Genomic DNA, 17,619 nt, shown 5'->3' on the forward strand with positions numbered 1-17,619 from the left:
ATCCATTTCCCTCAGCATGCAAATCGGCCCCTACTCACTAGCCAACGCTCTTTTTGTTGCGCCAATGGCCGGTGTTACCGATCGTCCTTTTCGTCAATTATGTAAGAAATTAGGTGCAGGTTACGCAGTCTCTGAAATGATCGCTTCCAATGCCATGCTATGGAATAGTGAAAAAACTTTGAGGCGGGCTAACCATATTGGTGAGTTCAAACCCATCGCAGTACAAATTGCAGGAGCTGACCCAAACATGATGGCGCAAGCCGCTCGCCTAAATGTCGATCGTGGCGCTCAAATTATCGATATCAATATGGGTTGCCCTGCCAAAAAAGTATGCAATGTCGCCGCGGGTTCTGCCCTCCTAAAGGATCAACCTTTAGTGCAGCAAATTGTGGAGTCTGTGGTTCAAGCTGTTGGAATTGGGCCTGATGCTGTCCCAGTAACTCTCAAAATTAGAACTGGCTGGGACCGTGATCATAAAAACGCGTTAGAAATCGCAAAAATTGCGCAGGAGGCTGGAATTTCTATGCTCACGATTCATGGGCGAACCAGAGCGGATTTGTACCATGGTGATGCTGAATACGAAACGATTGCGGCAGTAAAGAGCCGTATTGGCATTCCAGTGGTTGCTAATGGTGATATCGACAGTCCCGAGAAAGCCAAGCAGGTTTTGCGCATCACTGGGGCAGATGCGCTCATGATTGGACGAGCAGCGCAAGGCAGGCCTTGGATTTTTCGGGAAATTAATCACTATTTAGCAAGCGGTGAAATCCTACCGGCACCGCACATTCATGAAATTCAGGCAATCCTCAATGAGCACTTGCTAGATCATTACGCCTTTTATGGAGAGTACACGGGTCTACGAACTGCCCGTAAACACATTGCCTGGTACTGCAAGGGCTTACGCAACTCGCATGCGTTTCGGCATCTCATGAATAGCGCCGAAGATTGCAAAACGCAACTACAACTTGTTAATGATTATTTTGATGAGATGAAGCTCCATTCTGATCATCTTTTATTTTTAGAAGCAGCCTAAATTACCTCCATGAAAAGTAATAAACATCCTGTTACGGAGTGCATTGAAATCAATCTGCAGCGCTATCTTGATGACCTCAAAGGCACCCCGCCCAATGATATTTATCAAATGGTACTTAGTGTGGTTGAAAAACCAATGTTAGAGCTGGTGATGGCGCATGCCAAACAAAACCAATCCCTAGCCGCTTCGTATTTAGGAATTAATCGCAACACCTTGCGTAAAAAACTAGTCGAGCACCGCTTAATCTAACTATGATTCGTACAGCCCTTCTCTCCGTATCCGATAAAACCGGTATTGTTCAGCTTGCCCAAGCGCTCCATACCCTAGGTATAAAACTGATCTCTACTGGGGGTACCGCAAAACTTTTAGCCCAAGAAGGGTTACCAGTAACCGAGGTTGCAACTCTTACCAACTTTCCTGAAATGTTAGATGGGCGAGTCAAAACCTTGCACCCAAAAGTTCATGGTGGTTTGCTGGCTCGGCGCGATTCTAAAGAACATATGGACGCTATTGCCGAGCAAGGTATTGAGACGATTGATTTATTGGTAATTAATCTGTATCCGTTTACTCAAACGATTAGTCAAGCTCACTGTAGCTTTGATGAAGCAATTGAAAACATTGATATTGGCGGACCCGCTATGCTGCGAGCAGCCGCCAAGAATCATCAGGATGTCACCGTCCTCATTTCGCCAGCTGATTACGAGCCTGTTTTAGAAGAAATGCGTCGTAATCAGAATACGGTTTCGTTTACAACCAACTTGACGCTTGCTAAAAAGGTGTTTGCCCATACCGCCCAATACGATGGAGCAATTGCGAACTACTTAAGTTCTTTGGATGACGCGCAAGATCATCGTAAGCGCCATCCTTATCCGCAGACCCTACATATCGCTTTTGAGCGTGTTCAAGAAATGCGCTACGGTGAGAACCCTCACCAATCAGCTGCGTTTTATAAAGACCTTGTAGCGCCAACCGGAAGCCTAGCCCACTACCAGCAGCTTCAAGGCAAAGAACTGTCCTTTAACAATATTGCCGACTCCGATGCCGCTTGGGAATGCGTCAAATCTATCAGCGGTGATCAGGCTGCATGTGTCATCATTAAACATGCCAACCCATGCGGCGTGGCAATTGCTGAGTCGGCTGAAAAAGCTTACCTAAAAGCATTACAAACTGATCCAACCTCTGCCTTTGGAGGAATCATTGCACTCAATCGCCCCTGCGATGAAACGTGTGCCACAGCAATTGCAAAGCAATTTGTTGAAGTGCTGATCGCGCCATCATTTACTGAATCGGCCAAGACAATTTTTGCTAATAAACAAAATGTACGCCTTTTAGAAATTCCCCTACCGGATCGGGCAAGTAATTCCCTCAATCAGTTTGACTTTAAGCGCGTTGGGGGTGGTCTTTTAGTGCAATCGAGTGATTCAAAAAATGTGCTTCCCCAAGAATTACAAGTTGTAACTAAACGTCAGCCAAGTCCCACTGAACTAGCGGATCTGATGTTTGCCTGGCGAGTGGCAAAATTTGTGAAATCCAATGCGATCGTATATTGCGCCAATGGCATGACCTTGGGGATTGGGGCTGGACAAATGAGTCGTATTGACTCCGCTCGAATTGCAAGCATAAAGGCTGAACATGCTGGCCTAAGTTTAAAAGGGTCGGCTGTTGCGAGCGATGCCTTCTTTCCATTTCGCGATGGACTCGACGTAGTTGTCGCTGCCGGTGCAACTAGCGTGATTCAACCTGGGGGCAGCATGCGCGATCCCGAAGTGATTGAGGCTGCCAATGAGCATGGTATTTCGATGGTGTTTACGAGCACTCGGCACTTTAGGCATTAATCATGCGTTGGTTAGGGATTGATCCTGGCTTACGAACCACTGGCTTTGGAGTGATTGAGCTCGAAGGTCAACAATTGCGCTACATCAGTTCAGGAATCATTGAGAGCGGTGAGGTTGCCTTGGGCTTGCCTCACCGTCTCGGTACCTTGTATCAGGGGGTCCAAGAGGTGCTCCTTCGCTATCAGCCTGATGCCGCCGCGATTGAGGAAATCTTCTTAAATGTTAATCCGCGCTCCACGCTGATGCTTGGGCAAGCACGCGGTGCCGTAATTGCCGCTCTCGTATCGACGGGTCTTTCGGTTTCTGAATACAGTGCGCGTGGCATCAAGCAAGCCATTGTTGGTACCGGTCGGGCTAACAAAACACAAATGCAAGAAATGGTAAAGCGCTTACTGAAGCTCAAAAAAAGTCCATCACCTGATGCAGCCGATGCACTTGGGGTCGCTATTTGTGCCGCTCACCATCATCAAGTTCAAATGACTAAAGCAAAGCGTTAAGATAGAGTCATGATTGGACGCATCCATGGCACACTTATTACGATTTCAGCTCCCAAATTGCTGATCGATTGCCATGGTGTTGGCTACGAAGTTGACGTACCCATGAGCACCCTTTATCAGCTCCCAGCCGTCGGTCAGTTAATTACTCTACTCACGCACTTTCATGTACGCGAAGATCAACAACAATTATTTGGTTTTGCAACGGAAGCTGAGCGTCATGCGTTTCGGTCTCTGATTAAGATCAGTGGGGTTGGGGCACGCACTGCCCTAGCAGTGCTATCGGGTATGAGTGTGAATGAGTTAATTCAAGCTATTGCAAGCCAAGATCCAGGCGCCCTCGTTCGAGTTCCCGGCATTGGCAAAAAAACGGCTGAGCGCCTTTTGTTAGAACTCAAAGGTAAATTAGCCCCCGATTTAGGAATTGCTCAGAATGCCTCCGGTAAGCCAGATGTTACTTCCGAAGTCATCCAAGCGTTAGTTTCCTTGGGCTACTCGGATAAAGAAGCGCATCTTGCGATTCGTCAAATCCCTGTCGATACCAGTGTTTCAGATGGGATTAAGATCGCCCTTAAATCCCTCTCAAAGGCTTAAGTCGTGGCGATTCATACTGATAACTTAGATACCGATGATGATGGTGACCGTATTGTCAGTCCTGGGGCTGGACAGGCCGAAGCTGTCTTTGAGAGAGCTCTTCGTCCAAAACAGCTCGATGAATACGTTGGTCAAAGTAAGGCACGCTCGCAACTCGAAATATTCATCAACGCAACGCGCAAGCGTAAAGAAGCCTTGGATCATGTTTTATTGTTTGGTCCGCCAGGTTTAGGCAAAACGACTTTAGCGCACATCATTGCCCGAGAACTGGGGGTTAATCTTCGACAAACGAGTGGTCCGGTATTGGATCGCCCTGGTGATCTTGCCGCACTTCTCACCAACCTTGAAGAAAACGATGTTCTATTTATCGATGAGATTCATCGGCTTTCACCCGTGGTCGAAGAAATTCTCTACCCAGCTCTTGAGGATTATTCGCTCGATATCATGATTGGTGAAGGTCCTGCAGCCCGCAGCGTAAAGTTAGATCTCAAGCCCTTTACCTTGATTGGGGCAACGACGCGTGCTGGAATGCTAACCAACCCCTTACGGGATCGCTTCGGGATTGTGGCAAGACTTGAGTTTTATTCTTCGGCAGAACTCACAAAGATTATTGAACGATCGGCTACTTTACTCAATGCCCAAATTGATCCCCAGGGTGCAAGCGAGATTGCGCGTCGAGCCCGCGGTACACCTCGAATTGCGAACCGTTTGCTTCGCAGGGTTCGGGACTACGCAGAAGTAAAGGGCAGCGGGGTAATAACGAAGTCAATGGCTGACGCTGCCCTAGCCATGCTAGATGTGGATCCAATGGGATTTGATGTGATGGATCGCAAGCTCCTCGAAGCAATCTTGCATAAATTTAATGGGGGTCCAGTCGGTATTGATAATTTAGCTGCGGCCATTGGCGAAGAACGCGACACTATCGAAGATGTGTTGGAACCCTTTTTGATTCAGCAAGGTTATTTGCAACGTACCTCACGCGGTCGCATTGCCACCCGTCAGTGTTATGAACATTTTGGCCTCAAGGCCCCATGTAACTCTACAAATCTCGATTTGCTGGATTAAATTCAGTTATTTTTTAAGTGTGACTTTGGCAAAGCGACGCTTGCCAACTTGGATGACGTAGGTGCCTAGCTCTACTTTCAAAGCCTTATCGCTCACTACTGCTCCGTCAATACGCACACCATGTTGCTCAATATTGCGATTGGCCTCCGAGGTCGATGGTACTAAATTGGCAGCTTTCAAAAGAGCGGCGATACCTAGCGGAGCCCCGGTTAACTCAAGCTCAGGAATATCGTCGGGTATTCCACCTTTGGCACGATGATTAAAGTCTTCGAGCGCTTTTATGGCAGCCTGCTGAGAATGAAACCGCTCCACAATCTCTTGACCCAATAACACTTTGCAATCCCGCGGATTGCGGCCCGCAGCGACTTCTTGCTTCATGAGATCAATTTCAGCCATGGGCCTAAATGACAATAATGTGAAGTAGCTCCACATAAGCTCATCGGAAATACTCATCACCTTTCCAAACATTTCATTGGCGGGCTCGTTGATACCGATGTAATTGCCCTTCGACTTACTCATCTTCTCAACCCCATCGAGGCCGACTAAGAGAGGCATCGTCAAGATGCATTGGGGCTCTTGGCCATACTCTTTTTGTAGTTCGCGACCGACGAGAAGATTGAACTTTTGGTCAGTACCGCCCAGCTCTAAATCACTTTGCAAAGCTACTGAGTCATAACCCTGCATTAATGGATACAAGAACTCATGCACTGAAATTGGTACACCACCACGATAGCGTTTTGTGAAGTCATCGCGTTCGAGCATGCGAGCGACTGTATATTTAGCAGCTAAGGTAATCATGCCTCGCGCGCCTAAGGCATCGCACCACTCGCTGTTGTAACGTACTTCCGTTTTGCTAGGATCTAAGATAATGCTCGCTTGCTGGTAATACGTTTTTGCATTCACAGCAATCTCTTCGGGGGTTAATGGCGGACGGGTACTATTGCGCCCCGAGGGATCCCCAATCATGCTGGTAAAGTCACCAATCAAGAAAATGACGGTATGACCCAGATCTTGCAACTGGCGTAGCTTATTCAAAACAACGGTATGGCCCAAATGAATATCTGGCGCGGTTGGATCCAAACCTAATTTGATTCGTAATGGCTTTTGGGTTGCCTCGCTACGTGCTAATTTTTGAAGCCAATCTGCCTCGACCAGCAACTCCTCGCAGCCACGCTTAGTGACTTCCATGGCCTCAAGAACGCGTGGGGTCACTGGATAGGATTTTGTGCTCATGCCTAATTTTTTCAGTTAAATTAAAGGTTTAATATCGTCAACGTGATATTGTCGCATTCTCAAGAAAGTTCGTTACACCTTTGAATTCTAATCAAGCAAACATACCCAGTCCCCTATTTATTGGACTCATGTCGGGAACTAGCCTAGATGGTATTGATGCGGTCTTAGCCGAGATCAATGCTGCGGGTAAAGCGCGTCTGATTCAGTCCCATAGTGTCGGCTTTGATACGAACCTGAAGTCTGAGCTTGCAGAATTACAGTTCGCGACTAATGCCGAGCTGCACCGTGAACACTTAGTTGCCAACGCGCTTGCCAAATCGTATGCAGAGTTATGCCAAGAACTATTACGAATTCAAAATATTCAACCCAGTTCGATATGTGCGATTGGCGCCCATGGGCAAACACTGCGTCATCAACCCGCATCCGATCATCTCAAAAGTTATACCCATCAGAGCCTTAATCCGGCTTTATTGGCTGAGCTCACTGGAATAAATGTCATTGCTAATTTTCGAACTCGTGACATGGCGGCTGGTGGTCAAGGCGCTCCTTTGGTCCCCGCCTTTCATCGTGAACAGTTTTACGACCCCCTAGAAAACCGTGCCATTCTAAATATTGGTGGAATTGCAAATCTGACGATTCTTCCAAGATCTGGTGAGGTATTTGGTTTTGATTGTGGGCCGGGTAATTTATTGCTTGATGCCTGGATTTATCGCCATCATGGAAAAGCATTTGATGATGACGGGCAATGGGCCAGTTCGGGCACTCCCGACTCAGAGCTCTTGTCGCGGATGCTCCAAGATCCTTACTTTACAAAGCAACCTCCTAAGAGTACGGGGCGGGATTACTTTAATTTGCGCTGGCTAGATGATTTAATGACTGGACTCTCGCTTACCCCTGAAGATGTTCAAGCCACTCTCTTACAGCTCACAATTGATAGCATCCTCAAGGCATTACGCTCCTTTGCGAGCAATACTCAGACTCTAATTGTGTGTGGAGGGGGCGTTCGAAATATTGCTTTGCTTGAGCTTCTTAAAATTCAAGCACGTGATCAAATGCCGAATTTAAAGATTGCATCATCGGCCCAATTCGGAATTGATCCTCAGCTAGTTGAAAGTCTGGCGTTTGCTTGGTTAGCCTGGGCCTTCATGCAAAAACGGCCAGCAAATGTGCCGGCCGTTACTGGAGCAAAGGGCTTACGAATCCTCGGGGCGCTTTATCCTGCCTGAAATGAATTAGGCTGAAAAAGATGAGCCGCAACCGCAGGTAGTCGTTGCATTGGGGTTTTTAATTACAAACTGTGAACCGTTGATGTCTTCTTTATAGTCAATCTCTGCGCCCACAAGATATTGAAAGCTCATTGAATCAACCAACAAGGTTACCCCATTTTTTTCAAAGCTGGTGTCATCCTCATTAACGGCATCATCAAAAGTAAACCCATACTGAAATCCAGAACATCCACCGCCTTGAACGAATACACGAAGTTTTAGTTCAGGATTTCCTTCTTCAGCAATTAAATCGGCAACCTTAGCGGCTGCGCTGTCCGTAAAAATCAAAGGGACAGGCGGCTCTGCCATTGCTGGAGCTTGTTCTATTGCGGTATTAGTAGCGGTCATGGTTACTCCTTTTAGACGTCTATACGATTGATTGTAGGCTTTAATTCCCCTATTTGCACAAGGTGAATCAAGGCATTAAAGCGATTTGTTCTAAGCCCATGGATTCAGGCAAACCAAACATTAAGTTTAGGCACTGAACACCTTGACCCGAGGCGCCTTTCACTAAGTTATCTTCGACCACCAAAATGACGAGAGTATCGCCACCGCCAGGCCGATGAATTGCGATCTTCATGCCATTACTACCCCGTACCGAGCGGGTCTCTGGATGGCTTCCCGGCGGCATGACATCCACGAAGGGCTCATTGGCATAAAAACCTTCATACAGCCCCTGAAAGTCGACCGAGCTACCCTCTGGCGTTAACTGAACATATAAGGTCGAATGGATCCCCCGAATCATCGGTGTCAGATGGGGTACAAATGTCAAGGCTACTTGATCATGGCCAGCAATTGCTTTTAGTCCCTGTGTAATCTCCGGCAAATGACGATGACCTTTCACGGCATACGCTTTGAAGTTATCGCTTGCCTCCGACAGCAAGGTAGCAATTTCGGCTTTACGGCCAGCGCCTGAAGTACCTGATTTACAGTCAGCAATGATTCGTTGAGAATCAATTAGCGGTTTTGAGTAACCATTCTTTGGCGACAACAATGGAGCAAGCCCTAGCTGCACGGAGGTTGGATAGCAGCCAGCCAAACCGACGACACGAGCTTTCTTAATTTTCTCCCGATTGATCTCTGGCAAACCATAAACCGCCTCTTTTAGGATGTCCGGGCATGCATGAGGCATACCATACCATTGCTCAAAAACCTTGGTATCTTGAAGACGAAAGTCTGCAGCAAGATCCAATAGTCTCACATTAGCCGCTAGTAATTCTTTTGCCTGCGCCATTGCAACACCGTGAGGGGTCGCAAAAAATACGGCGTCACACTCGGTAAGCTTGGCATTTTCCGGAGTAGTAAATTTCAAATCCACCCGATTACGTAAGGATGGAAACATTTCTGCAACGGCCATCCCCGCTTCGGAACGAGAAGTGATTGAATGCAGTTGGACCTGGGGATGCTGGGCTAAAAGGCGCAGCAATTCAACGCCCGTATACCCCGTGCCACCCACAATACCGACCTTAATCATGCTCTTCTCCATTGCAGCTTATCAATTCATAGATTGTATAAAAATAAAGGGCCGCATTAGCGGCCCCTTACAGACATTTCGGTGTCGCTTAACGCTTACTAAATTGCTTACGACGGCGAGCACCGTGTAAACCAACTTTCTTACGCTCAACCTCACGGGCATCGCGAGTAACCAATCCAGCTTTTGACAAAGTTGGCTTAAGTGCGGCGTCATAATCAATTAGCGCACGCGTTACACCATGACGAACGGCACCAGCTTGCCCGGTCTCACCACCGCCGCTAACGTTTACTTGAATGTCAAACGTGGTTAGATTGCTAGTTAGCGCTAGAGGCTGACGAGCAATCATGCGTGAGGTTTCACGAGCAAAATAAGCGTCAATGGGCTTGCCATTCACGGTAATCTCACCCTTGCCTGATTTAATGAAGACGCGAGCTACCGAGCTCTTGCGACGTCCTGTTCCGTAGTTCCAATTTCCGTACATATCGCTTCCTTAAATCTCTAAAAGTTTAGGCTGTTGAGCCGTGTGGGGATGCGTAGCATCGCCATAGACTTTGAGCTTCTTGATCATGGCATAGCCAAGTGGGCCTTTGGGTAACATGCCTTTTACGGCCTTCTCAAGAGCACGCGCTGGAAAGCGCTCTTGCATCTTGTCAAAGTTGGTCGAGCTTATTCCACCGGGGTAGCCACTATGACGGTAATAAATCTTATTAAGTCCCTTACTTCCAGTCACACGGAGTTTGGACGAATTAATAACGACAATGAAATCGCCAGTATCGACGTGCGGGGTAAATTCGGGTTTGTGCTTGCCGCGTAGACGGAGTGCCACTTCACTGGCGACACGACCGAGGACTTTGTCCGTAGCGTCAATCACGAACCACTCGCGCTTTACCTCATGCGGTTTTGCGGAAAAGGTTTTCATGATTACTTTCAAATTGTTTGGTCAACACACTCCAATTCAGAAATCGCACTTTGGCTCCGCTTATGATTGCAGGCTCGCAGATCTAATCCCTCAACTGGTACAACAAATTACCGCTGACCGAATCGGTAATTCAGTAAAGCATTGAATTGTATATCAAAAAAAACCCGGGAATCAATCCCGGGTTGAAATCCACCAATGTTTGGGTGGAGGAGACATCAGTAGAATGCAAACTTGATAGTAAAAAAACAACTTTTGTAAATCAAGATTGACATCAATGAAATCATTTTAAGATTAAAACTTGTGCAATGCAAGAAAAAATTTGGGTTTACCCTATCTTTTATATAAGACTTACAGGGCCATTTTTTAATCTAACACATTGATTTAAATAGAAATAATATTTTTTGAGGATTTTTATATGATGGAATGCAAAATAAACTGGTTGCCTGAAGCTGGGATGGCATTTATGGCACAGACAGGAACGGGCCATATCCTCAATATGGACGGCGCCCCTGAGGCTGGAGGGAATAATCTTGCACCCCGTCCAATGGAGTTACTACTAGCAGGTGCCGGAGGCTGTACAGCGTTTGATGTCGTTTTAATCCTACAGCGCTCCCGTCAATCGGTAAGCGCTTGTGAAGTTTCGGTACAGGCCGAGCGGGCTGAATCCGATCCTAAGGTATTCACCAAAATTAATCTGCATTTTTTGGTGAAAGGCTCGAACTTAGATCCCAGCAAAGTTGAGCGTGCCATTTCACTCTCTCACGATAAATACTGCTCAGCAACTGCAATGCTTGGCAAAACGGCTGAGATTACCTATAGCTTTGAAGTAGTGCAGAGTTAACCGATAAGCCGGATTCTGTCGCCCTAATTTGCATTAAGGGGCAATCATTCCTCTAGGCCTGCAGTTACCTACAGGCTCAAGCTCCCTACCCGCAAACTCGACGGGCCATGTCAACATTTGCTTACTTGGGATTGCTCCGAGTGGAGGTTGCCGCGTTTCACCGTAACTCAATACGCTCGTCTCTGTGGCCCTATTCCGCACGTCACCGTGGATGGCTGTTAGCCAACACCCTGCCCTATGGAGTCCGGACTTTCCTCTCCTTTCTTACGAAAGCAGCGATTGCCTGGTTAACTCTGCGATGACAGTCTAAACGAGGATATAAATTTGCACTGCAGAGTTAATTGGCAATCGACCAGCCGATGGTTTCCCCAGCACGTAAAGGCACTAGGGTTGACTTGCCCATTGGATACTCAAATGGCACGGCTTGGGGTTGGTTGACCAGAGTAATTGTCTCTGTATGTCGAGGTAAGTTGTAATAGTCGGCACCATAATGACTTGCAAATCCCTCGAGCCGATCGAGCTTCCCAACGCTATCAAATGCCTCGGCATAAAGTCCTAAAGCATTGTGCGCGGTGTAACACCCTGCGCAACCACAACTGCTCTCTTTTTCGCCTTTTGGATGGGGAGCGCTATCCGTTCCCAAGAAAAAACGTGGATTACCGCTAGTTGCCATTTCCACCAAGGCAATTCGATGCTCCTCACGCTTTAAAACCGGTAAGCAATAATGATGGGGACGAATGCCACCGGTAAATAAGCTATTTCGGTTCATCAATAAATGATGCGCTGTAATCGTTGCAGCCAAGGTATTTTTGCCATCGGTACTGGCATCACGCACATAGTGTGCAGCTTGCTTAGTCGTAATGTGCTCAAACACGATTCGTAATTCTGGAAAATCCTTTCGAATGGGGTCTAAGATGCGATCAATAAAGACTGCTTCGCGATCAAAGATATCAATTGCCTGCTCAGTGACTTCACCATGAATCAATAAGGGTACTGAGAAGCGCTGCATCGCCTCCAAAGCGGGGTATGCTTTTTTTATATCCGTGACACCGCCATCACTATTTGTGGTGGCACCTGCAGGATACAACTTAAATCCAATAATGTTGTTCTCACTTGCCTTTTTAACCTCATCAGCAGACGTATTGTCAGTGAGATATAAAGTCATAAGCGGCGAGAAATGACTAATTCCCAGTTGTTTTAATGCCTTCTGAATCCGGGCCTCGTAGGCTTTAGCTAAATCAACCGTGGTAACTGGAGGCTTTAGGTTAGGCATGATGATCGCACGCCCAAATTGAGCTGCAGTATGGGCTAAAACATCATTAAGGACCGCACCATCTCGAACATGCAAATGCCAATCGTCAGGACGCGTGATGGTGATAGTTCTGCTCATGTTTAGTCGATCAAAATCATTCGAAAATCGTTCACATTAGTTAAGGTTGGGCCAGTGTGCACCAAGGCATTCAGTTCGGCAAAGAAACCGTAGCAATCATGCGATTGCTGAAACTGACTGGCGCGTAGATTTTTTTCCATGGCGAGTAAACGCAGCTCGGGGGTAAACCAAGCGCCTGCATTTTTTTCACTACCATCAATACCATCCGTATCAGCAGCAATGGCAGATAAGGTCTTTAAATCAGAGGTTGCAGCATATAAAGAAAGTAAGAATTCGGAGCAGCGACCGCCGCGCCCCTGAGTTCCGGAGGGCAGAGTAACTGTGCACTCCCCACCAGAAATAAGCGCCACCGGTGGCTTTCCCCAACTGGCATGATGGGCTAACTCGCGAGCAATGCCCGCATGCACAAGACCAACGTCTTTAGCCTCACCAGTAATCGTATCCCCCAAAATAATTGGGGTGTATCCATGCCCTTTGCAATAGTCTGCTGCGGCTTGCAGGCTTCGATGTGCTGTAGCAATCACATGATTACGCAGAGAAAAGTGATGTTGATCAATCTCTGACTGCTTTAAGGTTTCTGGGATCTCCCCCGCTAGCCCTTTTCGTAAATGGCTCAATACCGAACCTGGAATATTTCTTTCATCCAAATGGTATTTAGCAAAAATCTGTAAAGCATCGCTATAGCTTGAATAATCCGGTGCACATGGTCCGCTTGCGATATCCGCTGGATGGTCGCCGGTCACATCTGAAATAAGCAAGGCCTCAACTCGAGCCCCTCGAGAAAGTGCGACACGCGCTAAATTACCACCTAAGATGGCTGATAAATGTTTGCGGACAATATTCATCTCTTCAATCGGCGCACCACAGTTGAGTAAAGCCTCAGTGGTTTTACGCATATCGTCGATCGTGATTCCCGGCTGCGGCAGAGTTAATAAACTCGAACCGCCACCTGATACAAGAGCAATTAGAGTATCGCCAGATTGCAAGGTATTTACCAGGCGCAAAACTTCAGCAGCACCATCCATACCGGCCTGATCCGGTACTGGATGACCCGCCTCGACAATCGTAATTCTCTGAGTAGGCGATGCATGACCATAACGCGTAATCACCAAACCATCGATTGGAGTATCTGGCCAGTGGGTTTTGGCATAGGCCTCTAAAGCACTTGCCATCGCTGCACTGGCTTTACCAGCACCAACTACGAGGCAACGACCTTGCGGTAGATTACCAGCCGGAAAAATTTTAGCGAGGTACTCTGGGACGATTTTTTTGGGATCGGCAACAGCGAGTGCCGCCGCGAACGCGCCCTCTAAATATAGCTGACGACTTGAGGAGGGCTGTGTGGTTCGCATTCGCCCATTTTAAGCCTAATTATCAATGGCTTGATCAGGGTCAATCGGTGAGTTTTCTTGCAATTGCCACATGGAAGCGTAACGACCGTTCGCCTCTAGAAGTTGATAATGCGTTCCGCGTTCGATGATTTGTCCATGCTCCATCACTAAAATTTGATCGGCATGGACCACCGTTGAAAGTCGATGAGCAATAATCAATGTCGTCCGATTCTTGGCTAAATTAAATAATTCATCCTGAAAGGCGCGTTCTGTTTTTGAATCAAGTGCCGAAGTGGCTTCATCAAAAATTAATAAGGCAGGCTTTTTCAAAAGAGTGCGTGCAATGGCAACTCGCTGTTTCTCACCGCCTGAAAGCTTAAGACCGCGTTCACCCACCGGGGTCTCATACCCTTGCGGAAGATGCTCAATAAATTGACTCATTTGTGCAGCACGCGCCGCCTCAACGATCGCCTCATGACTTGCCTGTGGATTTCCATAGGCAATGTTGTACGCAATACTGTCATTAAACAAAACAGTATCTTGGGGAACAATTCCAATCACTTTTCGCAGGCTGGCTTGCTCGACCTCTTGAATGTTTTGACCATCTAACAAGATCGCCCCTGATTGGACATCATAAAAACGAAAGAGAAGTCTTGCTAAGGTACTTTTACCAGCACCACTTTGACCAACCACTGCCGTAATTGTTCCAGCCGGAATCATAAAACTCAGGTCTTTCAAAATCTCACGCTTGTCGTTATAAGAAAAATAGACATGCTCAAACCGAACTTCGGGACCCTTGGCAAAATCCCGAATATGCAAAGGCTTAGCGTCTTTAGAGTCTTTGATTTCTTGATCTTCATTTAAAAGGGTGAACATATGATCCATATCGGTGATCGACTGCTTCATTTCACGATAAATCACCCCCAAAAAATTTAAGGGGGTATATAGCTGAATCATCAGCGTATTCACAAGCACTAAGTCACCTAAGGTCATCGATCCATCGACTACCCCCTGGGTGGCTCGCCATAAAATCAGAACCAAGCCAACTGCAATAATGGCCTGCTGACCTAAATTTAAGATGGCTAAAGATTGTTGAGAAAGAATCGCTGCGGACTGGTAATGCCTTAGATTTTCGTCATAGCGACGCGATTCAAAATGCTCATTTCCAAAATACTTCACGGTCTCAAAGTTAATCAAGGAATCAATCGCGCGTTGATTGGCTTTTGAGTCCATTTCATTCATGGTTCGCCGGTAATGGGTGCGCCATTCGGTTACCTTGATCGTATAAAAAATATAGACAATTAGTGCAACAAAGGTAATGATCGCAAACCAAATATCGTAGTTGTAGGCGAAGTATGCCAACACTAAAACGAATTCAATGATGGTTGGTAAAATACTGTAAAGCGAAAAAGAGACAAGGGTTTGAATACCGCGCGTGCCACGCTCAATATCGCGACTGACTCCCCCGGTTTGACGACCCAAATGAAACTGCAAACTCAGTGCATGCAAATGCTCAAAGACTTGGAGTGCAATCTTACGAACTGCACTTTGGGTCACTTTGGCAAAAAGTAACTCGCGCAATTCGGAAAACAACGAAGCAAGTAAGCGCAATGCGCCGTATCCCACAATCAAACCTGCTGGAACAATCAAATAACTTTGCAAAGAGCCTGGCTTAATGTTCATTGCATCAATCAGGTCTTTTAAGACAATGGGAACTCCTAAGTTAGCGAATTTAGCGGCCACTAAGCACAACATGGCAAAGAGAACTCGAAAGCGATGCTCAAATAGATATGGCAAAAGATCGTTAATGACTTGCCAGTCAGAACGATTAGCAGCTCGCTTAATTGGCAACATGCCCCCCCGATGGACGGTTCTGAGTTCCTCTCATTATTTCAATGCAGATAAATTGTCATAAAACTGCAAAATGGCATCCCGGTTTGTATGAGAAAAACATTTCTGGGCGGCCTCTTGATAGGGTAGCCAAACATACTGCAGATGCTCGCGTGGAGCCACCCGAATCGCAGCACTTGGGGGAACTTCGAGTGCAAACCAATGTTCCGTATTGCGCTCCACCCCTGGCGGATAGCGATAGCGCCAGCTAGGGTAAATCTCATACTCCACAGCATGATGAAGATTTTGTAAGGCGCCCAAAGGTAAAGCTTGAATATCAATACCAGTCTCCTCTGCCACTTCGCGAATGGCGGCCCCCTCTAGGGGCTCATCAATCTCATCAAGGCTACCAGTGACCGATTGCCAAAATCCTGGCCGATCTGCTCGTTCGAGTAAGAGAACTTCCTGATTTCTGTTATGAATAAGGACTAAAACTGAAATCGGGATTTTCAAGTTAGCTAACCGGATTGGTATTGCGTAAACGAATATGCAGTTCACGCAATTGACGCTCATCCACTGGACTTGGAGCTTGCGTCAATAAACATTGAGCGCGCTGAGTCTTGGGGAAGGCAATCACATCGCGAATTGACTCTGCTCCTGTCATCATCGTGACAATACGATCTAATCCAAATGCAATTCCTCCGTGAGGAGGGGCGCCATACTGAAGCGCATCCAATAAAAAACCAAATTTTGCTTTTGCTTCCTCCGGTCCGATCTTCAGGGCACGGAATACCTGACTTTGGACAGCCTCTTGATGAATGCGAACCGATCCGCCGCCAATTTCACTGCCATTCAATACCATGTCGTAGGCTTTTGCCAAACATTTACCAGGATCGGTTTCTAATAATTTCAGATGCTCATCTTTAGGGCTCGTAAATGGATGATGACAAGCCACCCAACGGGCTTCATCTTCATCGTAATCAAACATTGGGAAATCAACCACCCACAGTGGCTTCCAGCCTTCTGTAAAGAGACCGTGTTTCTTACCCCATTCCGAATGACCAATCCGTAGACGAAGATTTCCAATCGCATCATTAACAACTTTGGTTTTATCAGCGCCAAAAAAAATCAGGTCACCATCGTTTGCTTTCGTTCTCTCTAAAATTCCGGCAATTGCAGCATCGTGTAGATTTTTTACAATCGGTGATTGCAATCCATTGCGCCCCTCTGCAACCGAATTCACCTTAATCCATGCTAAACCCTTAGCGCCATAGATGGATACAAATTGCGTGTAATCATCGATCTCACTTCGACTGATTTCTGCTCCACCGGGAACGCATAAGGCTACAACTCGACCGCCTTCTTGATTAGCCGGGCCAGAAAATACTTTGAAATCAACGTCCCGCATTAGGTCGGTTAACTCGGTAAATTCCATCGCAACCCGCAAATCGGGTTTATCGGAGCCATACCGCGCCATCCCCTCTGAATACGGCATGATTGGGAATGGATTTGGCAGCTCCACCTTCATCACAGTTTTAAAAATATGCCGCATCATATTTTCAAAGAGAGAACGGATTTCAAGCTCATCTAAAAATGCGGTTTCACAATCAATTTGCGTAAATTCAGGTTGGCGATCAGCGCGTAAATCTTCATCACGAAAGCATTTCGTAATTTGGTAATAGCGATCAAATCCAGCCACCATCAATAACTGCTTAAACAATTGGGGCGATTGAGGTAAAGCAAAAAATTGACCATCATGCACACGTGATGGCACCAGATAATCGCGCGCACCCTCTGGAGTACTCTTAGTTAACATTGGTGTTTCAATATCAATAAAACCAGCGGCATCTAAGTAACGTCTGGTTTCCATGGCAACTTGATACCGCAGACGCAGGTTCTTTTGCATCTGCGGACGACGCAAATCTAAAACCCGATGGGTCAAACGCGTTGTTTCTGAGAGATTGTCATCATCAAGCTGAAATGGTGGGGTTACCGATGCATTTAAAACATGTAAGTTGTGGCATAGAATCTCAACTTTGCCACTAATTAAGTCTGAGTTTTCTGTTCCGGCTGGTCTTGCACGGACTAGTCCTTTAATTTGAATACAGTACTCATTGCGCACCCCTTCAGCCTCTTTAAACATATCGGGGCGATCGGGATCACAAACGACTTGCACAAAACCCTCTCGATCACGAAGATCAATAAAAATGACACCGCCATGATCACGGCGACGATTGACCCAGCCAGCGAGGGTAATTTCTTGACCAATTAAAGAATCAGTTACCTGACCACAGGTATGACTGCGCATCGACATA

Annotated in this window: 18 protein-coding genes and 1 other RNA gene; 8 read left to right on the forward strand and 11 right to left on the reverse strand. The window is 46.7% G+C overall.

The window, feature by feature from the left end; all coding sequences use genetic code 11:
• Positions 1–16: 16 nt before the first annotated feature.
• Genes dusB through ruvB form a run of 6 tightly spaced genes read left to right on the forward strand, consistent with a single transcriptional unit; the run spans position 17 to position 5,021 of the window.
• Complete coding sequence (gene dusB, locus QUE65_RS09420) at positions 17–1,033, forward strand: tRNA dihydrouridine synthase DusB (RefSeq protein ID WP_286280861.1); 1,017 nt, start codon at positions 17–19, stop codon at positions 1,031–1,033.
• Positions 1,034–1,042: 9 nt separating this feature from the next.
• A complete protein-coding gene (locus QUE65_RS09425; protein WP_215370283.1) occupies positions 1,043–1,282 on the forward strand; it encodes a helix-turn-helix domain-containing protein in 240 nt (79 codons plus the stop codon).
• Between the two features lie 2 nt (positions 1,283–1,284).
• Entirely contained in the window at positions 1,285–2,868 is a 1,584-nt protein-coding gene (gene purH, locus QUE65_RS09430; RefSeq protein ID WP_286280862.1) for a bifunctional phosphoribosylaminoimidazolecarboxamide formyltransferase/IMP cyclohydrolase, read from the forward strand.
• Between the two features lie 2 nt (positions 2,869–2,870).
• Positions 2,871–3,365: a crossover junction endodeoxyribonuclease RuvC gene (gene ruvC, locus QUE65_RS09435; protein ID WP_286280863.1), complete on the forward strand. Its 495-nt coding sequence runs from the start codon at positions 2,871–2,873 to the stop codon at positions 3,363–3,365.
• A 9-nt stretch (positions 3,366–3,374) separates the two neighbouring features.
• The gene (gene ruvA, locus QUE65_RS09440; protein ID WP_286280864.1) at positions 3,375–3,956 is read left to right on the forward strand and encodes a Holliday junction branch migration protein RuvA; all 582 of its coding nucleotides are present in this window, start codon (positions 3,375–3,377) and stop codon (positions 3,954–3,956) included.
• Between the two features lie 3 nt (positions 3,957–3,959).
• Complete coding sequence (gene ruvB, locus QUE65_RS09445; RefSeq protein ID WP_286280865.1) at positions 3,960–5,021, forward strand: Holliday junction branch migration DNA helicase RuvB; 1,062 nt, start codon at positions 3,960–3,962, stop codon at positions 5,019–5,021.
• A 6-nt stretch (positions 5,022–5,027) separates the two neighbouring features.
• Here ruvB and tyrS read toward each other — a convergent pair whose 3' ends face one another.
• The gene (gene tyrS / locus QUE65_RS09450) at positions 5,028–6,254 is read right to left on the reverse strand and encodes a tyrosine--tRNA ligase (protein WP_286280866.1); all 1,227 of its coding nucleotides are present in this window, start codon (positions 6,252–6,254) and stop codon (positions 5,028–5,030) included.
• Positions 6,255–6,334: 80 nt separating this feature from the next.
• Here tyrS and QUE65_RS09455 point away from each other — a divergent pair, with 80 nt between their 5' ends.
• Positions 6,335–7,480: an anhydro-N-acetylmuramic acid kinase gene (locus tag QUE65_RS09455; RefSeq protein WP_353506663.1), complete on the forward strand. Its 1,146-nt coding sequence runs from the start codon at positions 6,335–6,337 to the stop codon at positions 7,478–7,480.
• A gap of 6 nt (positions 7,481–7,486) precedes the next feature.
• Here the strand turns inward: QUE65_RS09455 and erpA are convergent, their stop codons facing one another.
• The 4 genes from erpA to rplM form a co-directional block, all read right to left on the reverse strand.
• Complete coding sequence (gene erpA / locus QUE65_RS09460) at positions 7,487–7,867, reverse strand: iron-sulfur cluster insertion protein ErpA (RefSeq protein WP_215370300.1); 381 nt, start codon at positions 7,865–7,867, stop codon at positions 7,487–7,489.
• A 67-nt stretch (positions 7,868–7,934) separates the two neighbouring features.
• Entirely contained in the window at positions 7,935–8,993 is a 1,059-nt protein-coding gene (gene argC / locus QUE65_RS09465) for an N-acetyl-gamma-glutamyl-phosphate reductase (protein ID WP_286280867.1), read from the reverse strand.
• An 88-nt stretch (positions 8,994–9,081) separates the two neighbouring features.
• The gene (gene rpsI / locus QUE65_RS09470) at positions 9,082–9,474 is read right to left on the reverse strand and encodes a 30S ribosomal protein S9 (protein WP_108509102.1); all 393 of its coding nucleotides are present in this window, start codon (positions 9,472–9,474) and stop codon (positions 9,082–9,084) included.
• Positions 9,475–9,483: 9 nt separating this feature from the next.
• The gene (rplM, locus tag QUE65_RS09475; RefSeq protein ID WP_286280868.1) at positions 9,484–9,912 is read right to left on the reverse strand and encodes a 50S ribosomal protein L13; all 429 of its coding nucleotides are present in this window, start codon (positions 9,910–9,912) and stop codon (positions 9,484–9,486) included.
• Positions 9,913–10,330: 418 nt separating this feature from the next.
• On the opposite strand from rplM, the gene QUE65_RS09480 reads away from it, so the two are divergent.
• Complete coding sequence (locus QUE65_RS09480; protein ID WP_286282514.1) at positions 10,331–10,753, forward strand: OsmC family protein; 423 nt, start codon at positions 10,331–10,333, stop codon at positions 10,751–10,753.
• On the opposite strand, the gene rnpB is transcribed toward QUE65_RS09480, so the two are convergent.
• From rnpB to aspS, 6 genes are all read right to left on the reverse strand, one after another.
• Positions 10,742–11,048: RNase P RNA component class A (gene rnpB / locus QUE65_RS09485), an RNA gene on the reverse strand. The two genes, QUE65_RS09480 and rnpB, sit on opposite strands and share 12 nt — an antisense overlap.
• 42 nt (positions 11,049–11,090) lie before the next feature.
• On the reverse strand, positions 11,091–12,143 hold the full coding sequence (gene pyrC / locus QUE65_RS09490; RefSeq protein WP_286280869.1) for a dihydroorotase: 1,053 nt from the start codon (positions 12,141–12,143) through the stop codon (positions 11,091–11,093).
• Positions 12,144–12,145: 2 nt separating this feature from the next.
• A complete protein-coding gene (locus tag QUE65_RS09495) occupies positions 12,146–13,495 on the reverse strand; it encodes a glycerate kinase type-2 family protein (RefSeq protein WP_286280870.1) in 1,350 nt (449 codons plus the stop codon).
• A 15-nt stretch (positions 13,496–13,510) separates the two neighbouring features.
• Positions 13,511–15,328 carry an ABCB family ABC transporter ATP-binding protein/permease gene (locus QUE65_RS09500; RefSeq protein ID WP_286280871.1) on the reverse strand — a complete coding sequence of 606 codons (1,818 nt, stop codon included), beginning with the start codon at positions 15,326–15,328 and terminating at the stop codon, positions 13,511–13,513.
• Positions 15,329–15,361: 33 nt separating this feature from the next.
• The gene (gene nudB, locus QUE65_RS09505) at positions 15,362–15,817 is read right to left on the reverse strand and encodes a dihydroneopterin triphosphate diphosphatase (RefSeq protein ID WP_286280872.1); all 456 of its coding nucleotides are present in this window, start codon (positions 15,815–15,817) and stop codon (positions 15,362–15,364) included.
• Between the two features lies 1 nt (position 15,818).
• A complete protein-coding gene (gene aspS, locus QUE65_RS09510; protein ID WP_286280873.1) occupies positions 15,819–17,618 on the reverse strand; it encodes an aspartate--tRNA ligase in 1,800 nt (599 codons plus the stop codon).
• Position 17,619: the final 1 nt, after the last annotated feature.

This window comes from Polynucleobacter sp. HIN8 (genome assembly GCF_030297615.1).
GTDB lineage: Bacteria > Pseudomonadota > Gammaproteobacteria > Burkholderiales > Burkholderiaceae > Polynucleobacter.

Excerpts from the sequence above, each read along its gene's own strand:
- QUE65_RS09495 (WP_286280870.1), bottom strand. The coding sequence starts at position 13,495 with ATGCGAACCACACAGCCCTCCTCAAGTCGTCAGCTATATTTAGAGGGC.
- ruvC (WP_286280863.1), top strand. The coding sequence starts at position 2,871 with ATGCGTTGGTTAGGGATTGATCCTGGCTTACGAACCACTGGCTTTGGA.
- QUE65_RS09425 (WP_215370283.1), top strand. The coding sequence starts at position 1,043 with ATGAAAAGTAATAAACATCCTGTTACGGAGTGCATTGAAATCAATCTG.
- aspS (WP_286280873.1), bottom strand. The coding sequence starts at position 17,618 with ATGTCGATGCGCAGTCATACCTGTGGTCAGGTAACTGATTCTTTAATT.
- rpsI (WP_108509102.1), bottom strand. The coding sequence starts at position 9,474 with ATGTACGGAAATTGGAACTACGGAACAGGACGTCGCAAGAGCTCGGTA.
- QUE65_RS09480 (WP_286282514.1), top strand. The coding sequence starts at position 10,331 with ATGGAATGCAAAATAAACTGGTTGCCTGAAGCTGGGATGGCATTTATG.
- ruvA (WP_286280864.1), top strand. The coding sequence starts at position 3,375 with ATGATTGGACGCATCCATGGCACACTTATTACGATTTCAGCTCCCAAA.
- dusB (WP_286280861.1), top strand. The coding sequence starts at position 17 with ATGCAAATCGGCCCCTACTCACTAGCCAACGCTCTTTTTGTTGCGCCA.
- tyrS (WP_286280866.1), bottom strand. The coding sequence starts at position 6,254 with ATGAGCACAAAATCCTATCCAGTGACCCCACGCGTTCTTGAGGCCATG.
- QUE65_RS09500 (WP_286280871.1), bottom strand. The coding sequence starts at position 15,328 with ATGTTGCCAATTAAGCGAGCTGCTAATCGTTCTGACTGGCAAGTCATT.
- pyrC (WP_286280869.1), bottom strand. The coding sequence starts at position 12,143 with ATGAGCAGAACTATCACCATCACGCGTCCTGACGATTGGCATTTGCAT.
- erpA (WP_215370300.1), bottom strand. The coding sequence starts at position 7,867 with ATGACCGCTACTAATACCGCAATAGAACAAGCTCCAGCAATGGCAGAG.
- argC (WP_286280867.1), bottom strand. The coding sequence starts at position 8,993 with ATGATTAAGGTCGGTATTGTGGGTGGCACGGGGTATACGGGCGTTGAA.
- purH (WP_286280862.1), top strand. The coding sequence starts at position 1,285 with ATGATTCGTACAGCCCTTCTCTCCGTATCCGATAAAACCGGTATTGTT.
- rplM (WP_286280868.1), bottom strand. The coding sequence starts at position 9,912 with ATGAAAACCTTTTCCGCAAAACCGCATGAGGTAAAGCGCGAGTGGTTC.